This window comes from Egibacteraceae bacterium (assembly GCA_035540635.1).
In the GTDB taxonomy this organism is placed as follows: domain Bacteria; phylum Actinomycetota; class Nitriliruptoria; order Euzebyales; family Egibacteraceae; genus DATLGH01.
Window position 1 is genome coordinate 1 of sequence record DATLGH010000102.1, and the last position, 12120, is coordinate 12120.

At 75.0% G+C, this 12120-nt stretch carries 13 protein-coding genes; 10 read left to right on the forward strand and 3 right to left on the reverse strand.

Features of this window, described 5'->3' with window-relative positions:
* From VM324_15515 to VM324_15525, 3 genes are all read left to right on the forward strand, one after another.
* A partial coding sequence (locus VM324_15515; GenBank protein ID HVM00696.1) for a hypothetical protein occupies positions 1-974 on the forward strand: 974 nt, incomplete at its 5' end.
* A 41-nt stretch (positions 975-1015) separates the two neighbouring features.
* Positions 1016-2173, forward strand: a complete 1158-nt coding sequence (locus VM324_15520; protein ID HVM00697.1) for a DNA polymerase IV — start codon at positions 1016-1018, stop codon at positions 2171-2173.
* A 173-nt stretch (positions 2174-2346) separates the two neighbouring features.
* Complete coding sequence (locus VM324_15525; protein HVM00698.1) at positions 2347-2703, forward strand: DUF3040 domain-containing protein; 357 nt, start codon at positions 2347-2349, stop codon at positions 2701-2703.
* 31 nt (positions 2704-2734) lie between these two features.
* Here the strand turns inward: VM324_15525 and VM324_15530 are convergent, their stop codons facing one another.
* Genes VM324_15530 through VM324_15540 form a run of 3 tightly spaced genes read right to left on the reverse strand, consistent with a single transcriptional unit; the run spans position 2735 to position 7357 of the window.
* Complete coding sequence (locus VM324_15530) at positions 2735-5098, reverse strand: transglutaminaseTgpA domain-containing protein (protein HVM00699.1); 2364 nt, start codon at positions 5096-5098, stop codon at positions 2735-2737.
* Positions 5095-6348 carry a DUF58 domain-containing protein gene (locus VM324_15535; GenBank protein ID HVM00700.1) on the reverse strand — a complete coding sequence of 418 codons (1254 nt, stop codon included), beginning with the start codon at positions 6346-6348 and terminating at the stop codon, positions 5095-5097. The genes VM324_15530 and VM324_15535 overlap by 4 nt, the downstream gene beginning before the upstream one ends.
* Before the next feature lie 37 nt (positions 6349-6385).
* Complete coding sequence (locus VM324_15540; protein ID HVM00701.1) at positions 6386-7357, reverse strand: MoxR family ATPase; 972 nt, start codon at positions 7355-7357, stop codon at positions 6386-6388.
* Between the two features lie 275 nt (positions 7358-7632).
* Between VM324_15540 and VM324_15545 the strand changes: the two genes are divergently transcribed.
* From VM324_15545 to VM324_15575, 7 genes are all read left to right on the forward strand, one after another.
* Complete coding sequence (locus VM324_15545) at positions 7633-8298, forward strand: TetR/AcrR family transcriptional regulator (protein HVM00702.1); 666 nt, start codon at positions 7633-7635, stop codon at positions 8296-8298.
* A 73-nt stretch (positions 8299-8371) separates the two neighbouring features.
* The gene (locus tag VM324_15550) at positions 8372-9073 is read left to right on the forward strand and encodes an HNH endonuclease (protein ID HVM00703.1); all 702 of its coding nucleotides are present in this window, start codon (positions 8372-8374) and stop codon (positions 9071-9073) included.
* Entirely contained in the window at positions 9070-9810 is a 741-nt protein-coding gene (locus VM324_15555) for a sulfotransferase (protein ID HVM00704.1), read from the forward strand. Before VM324_15550 ends, VM324_15555 begins: the two co-directional genes overlap by 4 nt.
* A gap of 167 nt (positions 9811-9977) precedes the next feature.
* Positions 9978-10448, forward strand: a complete 471-nt coding sequence (gene mraZ / locus VM324_15560) for a division/cell wall cluster transcriptional repressor MraZ (GenBank protein ID HVM00705.1) — start codon at positions 9978-9980, stop codon at positions 10446-10448.
* Positions 10448-10636 carry a hypothetical protein gene (locus VM324_15565; GenBank protein HVM00706.1) on the forward strand — a complete coding sequence of 63 codons (189 nt, stop codon included), beginning with the start codon at positions 10448-10450 and terminating at the stop codon, positions 10634-10636. The genes mraZ and VM324_15565 overlap by 1 nt, the downstream gene beginning before the upstream one ends.
* A gap of 14 nt (positions 10637-10650) precedes the next feature.
* Positions 10651-11619 carry a 16S rRNA (cytosine(1402)-N(4))-methyltransferase RsmH gene (rsmH, locus tag VM324_15570; protein ID HVM00707.1) on the forward strand — a complete coding sequence of 323 codons (969 nt, stop codon included), beginning with the start codon at positions 10651-10653 and terminating at the stop codon, positions 11617-11619.
* A gap of 2 nt (positions 11620-11621) precedes the next feature.
* Positions 11622-12050, forward strand: a complete 429-nt coding sequence (locus tag VM324_15575; protein ID HVM00708.1) for a hypothetical protein — start codon at positions 11622-11624, stop codon at positions 12048-12050.
* Positions 12051-12120 lie beyond the last annotated feature (70 nt).

Sequence of the window (12120 nt, forward strand, 5' to 3'; positions counted from 1 at the left end):
GGTGGACCGTGGTTGCGGGCAACCCGCTCCCCCCTGGGGGGCTCGACCTCGGTGCCGACCCCGCCGACCCCACCCAGCGGTTCGGGATCCGGCTCGCGTTGCAGGACGTCGCGGGGATCAGCGACGCGATGATCGAGAGCCTGCTCGCGGGGCGGCCGTTTGCGGACGTCGCCGACCTGCGGCGGCGGGCGGCGCTGTCCGCGCCGGTGGCCGAGGCGCTCGCGCACGTCGGGGCGCTCGACGGCCTGCGCGCACCGGGAGTCACCCGCCGTGACCTGCTCCTGGAGGTGAGCGAGCGCTGGTCGGGGGTCGCGCGGCACCGCCCCACGGATCCGGGCCGTCCCGAGCAGCTCGGGCTGCTCCCGGCGCAGAGCCCGCCGGGACTGGTGGAGTACACCGCCAGCGAGCAGGTCCGCGCGGAGCTGGAGGTGCTCGGACTCGACGCGACCACGCCGGTCATCCACTTCTACGAGGGCCTGCTCGACCGGCTCGGGGTGACGCGGGCGATGGATCTGCTCGACGTGCGCAACCGCCGGCGGGTCCGGGTCGCCGGCGTGAAGGTCGCCACGCAGACCCCACCGGTGAGGTCCGGGCAGCGGGTGATCTTCTGCTCGCTCGACGACGCGACCGGGGTGGCCGACACGACGTTCTTCGAGTCCGTGCACGACCGCTGCGCCGGGACGGTGTTCCACTCCTGGCTGCTCGTCGTCGAGGGCACCGTGCACCGCGCGGGCGCCCGGGGGGTGTCGGTCAACGCCGAGGCGGCCTGGGACCTGCGCGCGCTCATGGCCGCGTGGCGCGAGGGCACGCTCGACGCGGCGCTCGACGCCCCCGGCGGTGGGGGGCCGTCGCATCCGTCCTCCGCCTCCGAGAACAGCCTATTAGTCGGCTCCGGACGGACGCGCCGGCCCCCCTCGCCCGATGGGGCGCCGCGCAAGCTGTGGCATGCCTCGGGTGGCTCGGCGGGGGGTTAGCCTTGGCGGCGATGCGAACGCTCGTGGTCGGGGGCTGAGGCGTGGAGGGGATCCTCCACGTCGACATGGACGCCTTCTACGCTTCCGTGGAGGTGCGCCGGGATCCCGCGCTCGCGGGTCGGCCGGTCCTCGTCGGCGGCGCCGGCGGGCGCGGGGTCGTGGCGAGCGCCTCCTACGAGGCGCGCGCGTACGGCATCGGCTCGGCGATGCCGATGGCCCGCGCCCTGCGCCTGTGCCCGCACGCCGTGGTCATCAGCCCCGACTTCCCCGCCTACGCGCGCGTGTCCGCCGAGCTGCGCGATATCTTCCTGTCGGTGACCCCGCTCGTCGAGCCCCTGTCGCTCGACGAGGCGTTCCTCGACGTGGGTGGCGCCATGCGGCTGTTCGGCCCGCCCGTCGTGATCGGCGAGGGCCTGCGCCGGCGGATCCGCGAGGAGCTCGGCCTGCCCGCCAGCGTCGGCGTCGCCCCGAACAAGTTCCTCGCCAAGCTCTGCAGCGGCAAGGCCAAGCCCGACGGCTTGCTCCACCTGCCGGGCCACGAGGTCGACGGCTTCCTCGCACCCCTGCCGGTCCGCGACCTGTGGGGGGTCGGGGACGCGAGCGCCGCGCGGCTGGAGCGCTTCGGTCTGCGCACCGTCGGTGACCTGCGCACGGTGCCCCGCGCGACGCTCGCACGCATCCTCGGGCCCGCCGCCGCCGGGCACATCGCCGCACTGGCCCGCGGCGAGGACCCCCGCACCGTCGTGCCGCACGAGCCGGCCAAGGGCATGAGCGCCGAGGAGACCTTCGAGCGCGACGTCGACGACCCGGCGCGCCTGCGCACCGAGCTCCTTCGCCTCGCCGAGAGGGTCGCCCCGCGCCTGCGTCGCGCCGGGGTGTCGGCCCGCACGGTCACGCTGAAGCTGCGCTACGCGAACTTCTCGACGATCACCCGGTCGCGGACGCTCGCGGTGGCGACCGACCAGGCGACCGAGCTGCACCGCGAGGCCGTCGCTATGCTCGACGCCCTCCGTCTCGAGCGGGCCCGGGTCCGCCTCGTCGGGCTCGGTGCCACCAACCTCGTGCCCGGTGACGGCGCCCGCCAGCTCGGCCTGCTCGGCGACGACCGGTGGGACCCGCTCGAGCGCGCCGCCGACACCGCCCGAGCCCGGTTCGGCAACGACTCCGTCACCCGTGGGGCGCTGCTCTCCGACGGCTGACGGCGGCGCCCTGCACGCGCCCGCGGGGCTCACCCACCCGCCGAGCTCGTGACGTGCTCGTCTCGCCCCGGTCGGGCGGCCAGTGCGGAAAGGGCTCGTGCGCTCGGCGGTCGCTTGAAGCACAATCGACGGTGCTTCGTATACTGGGGAACCACCGACACCGCGGAGTGCGAATGCCTCTCTCCGACCGTGAGCAGCAGATCCTCTCCGACATCGAAGCGCGCCTTCGGGAAGAGGATCCGAAGTTCGCCAAGACCGTCAGCACCACGACGGTCTCGTCCCAGGCCCGCCGGCAGATCAAGCTCGCCGGCGTCGGGTTGGGGGTCGGCTTCCTGCTCCTGCTCTGCTTCATCATCGACATCTGGTTCGGTGTGGCGGGCTTCGCGCTCATGCTCGCCAGCGCGGTCTACGGCGGCAACATGCTGAAGCGCCTCGGACAGGGGCAGAACAACCGGCTCGGCGGCCAGCTGCGCGGCGGGTTCGACCGCTTCATGGAGGACAAGCGGGGCCGGGAGGACGAATCCCGCTGACGCGGGCGGCCGGAGCGGCCACCCAGCTCGTTCAGCTGCGGCGCAGCACGCGGCCGGCGCCCAGGCTCGCCGCACTCGCGGCCGTGGACACCCGTCCGCGGAGCTGGACACCGACACGGGCGGGAGCGGATCGCCCCTCGAGCAGGGACGCCCGCAGCACGTCGGCCGCGGCCTCGGCCTCGGCGGCCGCTGCGGCGGCCACCTGGGGGGCGTAGCGGGCTTCGGCCGCCCGGCCGCCGAGAGTGGCTGCCGCGATGGCGCCCTGGGGTCCCCGCGCCGCGCCGGCGAGGCGCTCCAGGTACTCCTGGTCGGTCTCCCAAGCCATGGCCCGCAGACCGAGGCCGCGCCCGATCCGCTCGACGCTCGCGCGGGCGGAGAGAACACGGTCGAGTGGCGGGGCTCCGCCACGGCGGCCGCGGGCCACGGCCAGCGCGGCGCCGACCCCCACGAGCGCCAGGAGGAGCGCGAGCGGCAGCCACCCGGCTCCCGTCTGTTCCTCGGCCGACGGCGAAGCCTGCTCTGATGCGGGGGCGGGCGCGGTCGCCTCCGGCTCGGGCCGCTGGGGGAGGAACTCCGCGTCGGCGGGGGTCTGCTCGAGGTCGACCATCTCCGCCGCCGCCTGCTGGGCGAGGGTCCGCGCCGGGACGAGGCTCTGCGTCGTCGGCGGGAGCAGGTTGCCGTCGCGCCGGGGTGTGGGCTCGAAGGACAGCCAGCCATAGCCGGGCAACAGCACCTCCACCCACGCGTGGGCGTGACCGTTCGTGACGACGTAGGGACCGTCCTCGCCGACCTGCTCGCCGGGCGTGAAGCCGACCGCAACCCGTGCCGGGACGCCGAGGGTGCGGAGCATGACCGCCATCGTGCCGGCGTACTGCTCACAGTAGCCGGCCCGGTTGGTGATGAAGGCGAGCATCGCGTCGCCACCGTGGCCCTGCTGCGGCTCGAGCGAGTACTCCCACCGGCCGCTCTGGAACTCGTCCTGGAGCGCCAGCGCCTTCTCGAAGGCCGTCTCGGCTCCCACGCCGTCGACGATCTCCCTCGCGAGCTGGGCCACCTCGGAGGGCACGTTCGGCGGCAGCGCGACGAGCTCGGTCGGCGGTGGGGCGTCGGGCGGCAGGGCAGCCGGGTCGGGATCGGGCAGCACCGCCTCCACCCGGTAGCGGTCACCCGGCTGCAGCGTCGCACCACGGTCGGTCGTGATGGTGGCGAGCCGCCGGTCGTACTTGAAGTCCTCGGTCCCCTGCCCCTGGACCATCCGGGGCTCGAAGGGGGCCGGCACGAGGACAGCTCCCGGCAGGTTCGCGACCTCCACCTCGACGTCGAGCCGTTCCCGCGCGGCGTGCACGCCGTCAGGCGCCAGCCGGCCGTCCCAGGACCGCACCGGCGTGCCGCGGATCCCCGCGTTCGTCCACTCGCCGTTGCGGCTGTACAGGTCCAGCGACGTCGTGCGCAGGTAGACCGGCCGCGGGGTGGTGACGCGCATGACCGGCCCGCGGTCCTGCGCGACGAGGCTGTGGCGGATCGTCACGATCGGGTTGGTGGTGAGGGTCGTCCCCCCCACCCCGCGCAGCTCGTACCACGGCGGCTGACCGAAACCCGGCAGGATTCCCGCGACGAGCACCCCCACGACGATGGCGACGGCCGCGATCACCACCCCCGATGGCAGCGCCGCCCTGGGAGAGCCCGCGGTCCGGAGGCTGCCGGACGCCTCCCGGCCCCACTGGCGGGCGTCGTCACCGGCCGACAGCAGCAGCACGAGCGCGGCGGCGGCGAGGAACGGCACGGTCCAGGGCGCCGCCGAGCCCTCGCCCACGGTGATGAGCAGCGGCACCATCCAGAGGCCGAGGGCGACGAGGACGCCCCTGACCGGCGACTCGAGGCGGAACACGAGCCCTTCGACCGCATGGGCGACCGCCCACACCCCGGTGACCGTGAGGAGCAGCAGCCCCGGCTCCGCGAAGACCGGTGCGGGGCGCGCGCCGATGAGCTCGACTCCCCGGGTCCACAGGCCGACGAAGGCGTCGAGCGTCGCGCCCGTCGGGACCAGACCGAGCACGGCCGTGTCCCGCAGGAAGGCCACGGTGACGAACAGCGCCCACCCGGCGGCGCTCGCGAGCAGCGCCGAGACCGGGCCCAGGCCGAGCCGGCGGGTGCCCCACACGAGCCCGACCGCGACGACCACCGCCCCGAGCACCGGCCGCAGAAAGCTCCAACCCAGGAACACCCGCCCGAGCGGCAGGCACGCGGCGAAGAGCAGCCCGAGCACCGCAGGCAGCAGCAGCTCAGCCGTGCGGTGCTCCGGCAGACGCGGGGGGGCGCCCTCCGCCCGCTCGGGCGGGACCGGCGAGGGCCCCGTCGCCGGCGGGACCGGGCGCGCCCGCAGGCCCGCGCTCATCCGCGCACCCCCGTGGCGGTGCGCCGGTTGGCGCTGACCAGGGCGGGCCAGGCGTCGGCGAGCGCGTCGCGCGGGCCAACCGTCACCGCCCTCCAGCCGGCACCGGTGAGCACCCGCGCGAGCTCCGCCGACCGGGACCCGGCGCCGCCCGTGCCGGGGGCGACGACGATCGCGAGCCTGCCGCTGAACCGCCGGCCGCACCCGATGAGGGCGCGCACGTCGGGATGTGCGCGGACCGGGCCGGACCCCGGGGGCGGGCAGACGATTGCGGCGAGCAGCCCGCCGGCCTCCGCGCCCCGCAGCCGTGACAGGGCCGGGCTGAGCCGCTCCACGTCGGAGGCATCGAGCTCGGCGAGGCGGTCGAGGAGCGTGTCGAGGCCGGCCGCCTGGGGGGCGTGCCCGTCCGCCTCGGTTCCGAGCCGCACGTCGTAGCGGCGCTCGGCGAGATGCGCGACCAGGCTGGCCGTGACCGACACCGCCTTCTCGAGCGTCGAGTCGGGCCCGGTCCCGTGATGGGCGCGCGCGCGGGTGTCGCAGAACAGCACCGCCTCGGGCTCCCAGGGCAGCTCCTGCTGGCGCACCATGAGGGTCGCGCGGTGCGCGGTCGACGGCCAGTGCACCTGGCGCAGGTCGTCGCCCGTGACGTACTCCCGCAGCGTGTAGAACTCGTCGCCGGAGGTGAACAGGCGGCGGCGGTCGCTCGCCTCCGACCCACGATGGTTGCCCCGCGTGATCCCCTCGCCGAGCACCTCGATGCGGGGCAGGACGAGCACCTCGTCCGTTCCCGGGTAGCGGCGCACCCGCTCGACGAGGCCGAACGGGTCACGGATGCGCAGGCTCAGCGGACCGACCGTGTAGCGGCCCCGGCTCTGCCCGGCCAGCTCGTAGTCGAACGACACCGTGCGCCCCGGAGCGAGCCCCGCGACGACGACGCGAGGCGGATCGGCGTCGTGCGGCGGGCGGAGGCCGTAGTGGCACTGGTCCTCGACAAGCAGGAGCGACGAGGGCAGCCACGAGTCGCTGCGCAGCTCGAGGCGCACGTCGGTGCGCGCCCCGGCCGGCAGCCGGGCGCTGCCGACGACACGGCGAGCGGCGACCGTGGCCGTCGACAGCCACACCGCGAGCCCGGCGACCCCGACGAGCGCGCCGCTCGAGGCGGCCACGACGAACAGCTCAGGCAGGCCCAGCGTGCGGCCGAGCCCCCACAGCAGGACGCTGGCGACGACGAGGGAGATCCCGCGAGCCGTCACGGGTGTCGCCCGCCCCCGCCCACCATCGTGGACATCCTCACCGCCCCGCGGGGATCGGCACCGAGGAGAGCAGCTCGCCGAGGACCTCGGCCACCGCCGCGTCACCGTCCGCCGCCCCCGGCGCCAGGATGAGCCGGTGAGCGAGCACCGGCTGGACGAGACGCTTCACGTCGTCGGGGACCACGTAGTCGCGCCCGGCGAAGGCGGCCAGTGCGCGGCTCGCGCGCAGCAGGGCGAGCGAGGCGCGGGGGGAGGCCCCGAGCTCCACCGCAGGGTGCACGCGCGTCGCCCGCACGAGGTCGACGATGTAGCGCTTCAGCGGGTCCGCGACGTGGACGGTCCGCGCCGCCGCCACCATCGCGGCGATCTCCTGCGCCTCGGCGACCGGCTGGAGCTCGGCGAGCCGGTCGCCGTCCCCGTGGACGTCGAGGATCTCGAGCTCGGCCTCCACGGACGGGTAGCCCACCGACAGCCGCATGAGGAAGCGGTCGCGCTGCGCCTCGGGCAGCGGGTAGGTGCCCTCGAGCTCGATGGGGTTCTGGGTGGCGATGACCATGAAGGGCACTGCGAGCTCGTAGGTCGTGCCGTCGACGGTGACCTGGCGCTCCTCCATGGCCTCGAGCAGCGCCGACTGCGTCTTCGGCCCGGCCCGGTTGATCTCGTCGCCGAGCACGACGTTCGCGAAGACGGCGCCCGGCTTGAACTCGAAGTCCCCGTGCTCCTGGTTGAACACCGTGACGCCGGTGATGTCGCTCGGCAGGAGATCGGGGGTGAACTGCACCCGCCGGACGCTGCAGGCCAGAGAGCGGGCGATGGCCTTCGCGAGCAGGGTCTTGCCGACCCCCGGGATGTCCTCGATCAGCAGGTGGCCCTCCGCGAGCAGGGCGACGAGCGCGAGACGGACGACCTCGGGCTTGCCCTCGACGACCGACTCGACGTTGCGCTCGATCCGCTCGTAGGCCCGGGCGAGGTGGGGGATGTCGGGCCCCGCCTTGCGTCTCGTCGCCACCGATGGTCCTCTCAGGGTGTCGCGGTCGTGCACGTGCCCCGCACGGTGAGCCGCGCGACCGGTTGCCCTACTGTAGCCCGCCACCCCCCGCCGGTTCCGTTGGCCGACTGGCGACCTGGCGCCCCGCGAGCCGCCCCCGAGCGGTCGCCAAAGCCTACGACGGGGGGTCGCAAGGTCAGAGGCGCGCCGCCAGCCTTTCGTGCTGCGCCCAGTGCCCCGCCGGCGCGAGGCCGCGGAACGTTGACGCCCACGTCAGGGCGTTACCATGCGGCCGGATGACCGAACAACGGCTGGCCGCGGACGAGGCGGCGCGCTCCCGGGGCGAGCGCACCGCGCAACGATTGCGGGAGGCCGCCCGCGAGGCCTTCGCCGAGCTCGGCTGGCAGGCCACCCGCGTGGAGGACATCGTCAAGCGCGCGGGCGTGTCCCACGGCACCTTCTACACCTACTACGAGAACAAGACCGCCGTGCTCGCCGCGCTCGTGCGCGACAGCGAGGCGGCGTTCTCCGCGCTCGCGGCCGCGCCCTGGAAGGCCGACGACGTCCGGGGCGCACTCGAACGGGTCATCGGCGGGTTCCTCGAGCGCTACCGGGCCGATGCGGTCATCATGCGCACCTGGCTGCAGGCCGCCCGTGACGAGCGCGGCTTCTCGAGCCTCTACGTCGAGTCCCGGGCGCTGTTCGTCGACCGGGTCGCCGAGCACGTGGCCGCGGCGGTCGCCGCCTCCGGACGCGACGCCGTGCCACCCGCCCGCACTGTCGCCTCGTCCCTCGTCGCGATGGTCGAGCACTTCGCCTACTGCTGGCTCGTCCTCGGCGAGGAGCACGCCGCCGCCGACGTCGTCGACTCGCTCGTGCTCGTGTGGGGCTCGACGCTGAACGCGCTCGCCGGGTTCGAGGTCGTCGACCTCGCCCCGAGCGGCTCCCCCGGCGGGGGTTGAGGCCCGCCCCCTTCCCATCGGGCGGGAAACGCCACGATGCTACAGTGGCGACGCTGTCGACCGGGAGGTGAACGTGGGCCCGTCCCTGGGGACACCAGTCGGGGCGTGCGGCGTCGAGCCGCGACGTGAGCCGACGTCCCTGACCTCCCCACCCGCCGCGGCGGCGGGTGGGTCGAACGGCCACGCCTGCGCCGCCCACGACGCCCTCGCGCATGAGGAGGAGGACGCCGGCGAACCCGGCGTACGCCGCGTCGCCGCGTCCCCCGGCAGGGCCGCGAAGGTCCTCGTCCTCAACGCGACGATGGAGCCGCTCTGCGTCGTGCCCGCGCGCCGCGCGATCGTGCTGGTCCTCACGAGCAAGGCCGACGTCGTCCACGCGAACGGTCACCGGTTCCGGTCCGCGTCGCTCGACGTCGCCGCCCCCTCCGTCGTGCGGCTGCGGCGCTTCGTGCACGTGCCCTACCGCCGCCGCGCGGCGCTCAGCCGGCGGGGGGTGTTCCTGCGCGACGACTACCTCTGCCAGTACTGCGGCCGCGCCGCGGAGAACGTCGACCACGTCGTGCCGCGCAGCCGCGGCGGGGCCCACGAGTGGGAGAACGTCGTCGCCGCCTGCCGCCGTTGCAACGGCCGCAAGCGCGACCAGACGCCCGCCGAGGCCAGGATGACCCTGCGGCGGATGCCCTACGCTCCCCGCGCCGAGTTCTGGCTGATCGTGGCCGTCGGCAGGGTCGAGCCGCACTGGCACGCCTACCTCGGTGACCTCCTGACGGGTTGAGGTCGTCGAGCGGGCCCAACCTCATCGTCATCGGGGCGATGAAGTGTGGCACGAGCGCCCTGCACCGCCTCCTCGACCGGCACCCGCAGGTCGCGATGTCGCGACCGAAGGAGCTGAACTTCTTCTTCGGCCCCGCGCGGGGGCCGGCTGACGGCGACTGGACCCCGCAAGGCAACTGGCACCGGGGCGAGGACTGGTACGCGCGCCACTTCCCCGCCGACGTGCCGGTACGGGGGGAGTCGTCTCCCGGCTACACGTCGCCGGACCACCCCGAGAGCGCCGGGCGCATCGCCATGCTCCTTCCCGACGCGAGGCTCGTGTACCTCGTCCGCGACCCGATCGTGCGGGCCGTCTCGCAGTACCGCCATCACCGCCGGGAGGGCGGCGAGCCGCGACCGCTCGAGGAGGCGCTGCTCGACCCCGCGAGCCAGTACCTCGCGCGCAGCCGCTACGCCGAGCGCCTCGACCCGTTCCTCACCCGCTTCCCCCGTGAGCAGATCGCGGTCGTCGCCACGGAAGACCTCCGCCGGGCTCCCGGGCGGACCCTCGCCCGGCTGTTCGCGTTCGCCGGTGTCGATCCGGGCTTCGGCGCGCACGCGGTCGCCGAGCCGGCCGGCGCGCCGGATCCCCTCGACGTCGACCCCCGCCTGCGCGCCCGGCTCGCGGCCGAGCTCCGCGACGACGTCGCGCGCCTCCGGGCGCTCGTAGACGCCCCGTTCGCGGACTGGTCGCTCTAGAGACCCCGGACACCCTCCCGGCGCAGGCCGCCCGCCGACCCCGACTTCCCCACGGGCGGGCTGGACGCGCCCGGGAGCCTGCGCTTTGGCGCGACGGGGCGCCATGTAGCGCAGGGGTGTGACGGTGTGGTTGACGGGTGGGAGAAAGTGGTGCATGGTGGGGGACTATGGAGGCCGAGGGAACAGCCGGCCCGGTAGGGACGATGTTCCTCGGCGAGTACCGGCACACGCTGGACGCAAAAGGACGCGTCATCCTGCCGTCGGCGTTCCGGGCACAGCTGCAGGAGGGACTGGTGATGGCGTTCGGGCTCGACAACTGCCTCACCGTGCACCCACTCGACGAGTGGACACGGGTCATCGAGAACCTCCGCACGCTGCGCTCCACCGACCGCCGGGAGCGCATGTTCGCGCGGATGATGACCTCCTCGGCCCACTCCGACGCGCTCGACCGCCAGGGGCGCGTCACGATCCCGGCCCGGCTGCGCGAGTACGCCTCGCTCACCAAGGACGTGACGGTGGTGGGCGCCGACGCCCGCCTGGAGCTCTGGGACACCGACCGCTGGGAGCGCTACCGCGAGCAGGGCATGGCGGACTTTGCGAACACCGAGCAGCCGTTCAACCCGGGAGGGCTCTTCTGATGGACCTCGTCACGGAGAACCAGGAGCAGCGGCTCGCGGCGCTCGAGCGGGTCGTGAGCGCGCCCGCGGTCGAGAGCCCCGGCCTCGCCCGGGAGCTCGCCGCGACCGCGCTGCTCTTCCTCTGCCTCGTGGGCTCGGTCGGCGCCGCGCTCGCCGTCGTCCTCGGTGCCCTGTGGCTGTTCAGCTAGCCCCCGCGCGGCCCGTGACCGCCCCGCACGAGCCGGTGATGGTCGACCGGGTGGTCGACCTGCTCGCCGTGCCCGGCGACACGCCGGCGGTCCTCGTGGACGCAACCGTCGGGGCCGCCGGCCACGCCGCGGCCCTGCTCGCGGCGAGCGGTCCCGCGACGACCCTCGTCGCCTTCGACCGCGACCCCGACGCGCTCGCGCTCGCCGGCCGGCGCCTGGCCGCCTACGGCGAGCGCGTCCACCTCGTGCACGCCGGCTACGACGAGCTGTCCGCGCACCTGACGCCGATCCTCGCACGCCGCGGCCCCCTGCTCGGCGTGCTCTACGACCTCGGCGTCTCCTCCATGCAGATCGACCGCCCCGAGCGAGGCTTCTCGTTCCGCTCGCCCGCGCCCCTCGACATGCGCATGGACCCGACCGCCCCGCTCACGGCCGCGGACCTCGTGAACAGCACCCCGGGCGACGAGCTCGCCGGCCTCATCCGCCGCTACGGCGAGGAGCGCCACGCGCGCCGCATCGCGCGGGCGATCGCGCGTGCCCGCCCCCTCACCACCACCACCGAGCTCGCCGAGGTCGTCGCCGCGGCGGTCCCCGCGCAGGCCAGGCACACCCGCGTCGACCCGGCGACGCGGACGTTCCAGGCGCTGCGCATCGCGGTCAACGACGAGCTCGGCCGGTTCGGCGCCTCCCTTCCCCAGGCGCTGGACCTGACGGCACCGCCCGCCGCGGAGCACCGCGGTGGGCGCGTCGCCGTCCTCAGCTACCACTCCCTGGAGGACCGCATCGCCAAGCGGCTCCTCACGGACGCGGCCACCGGCTGCATCTGCCCACCGGACCTGCCGGTGTGCGGCTGTGGCCGCGTCCCTCGCTTTCGTCTGCTCGTCCGCGGGGTCGAGCGCCCGTCACCGCCCGAGCTGGCCCGCAACCCGCGTGCCCGGTCCGCGAAGCTGCGCGCCGCCGAGAAGCTGCCCGAATCGGAGTAGCCATGTCCGCCCTCGCCTCCTCCCAGGCCCGTCCCGACGCCCGCCGGCCACGGCCCGCTCCGCCGCACGCGGCGAACCCCCGTCTCCGCGTGGTGGAGCGCCGCCGCCGTCCCGGGCGCCTCGTCGCGGGGATCCTCGCGGTGGCGGTCCTCGGCATCGTCGGGGTCGTGAGCGTGTCGGCGCTGGCGGCCGAGGCGGCCTTCGACGCCCGCGCGCTCCAGGCCGAGGTCGCCGACCTCTCACTGCGCTACGAGGAGCTGACCGCCGACGTGGCGACGCTCGCGGCGCCCGAGCGCATCCTCCGGGTGGCCGAGGAGGAGCTCGGGATGGTGCCCGCTTCCTCACCCGCCTTCCTCGTCACCGACAGCGGGGGGCCCGCCGCCTCCTCCACCGACCTGCACGACCGGATCAAGCCCGTCCTCGGCGAGTAGCCGGTGGTCGCCGCCCCGCCGCGCCGAGCGGCTGCCCCCGGGCGCCCGCCCGCACGCGGGCGCCCGGGGG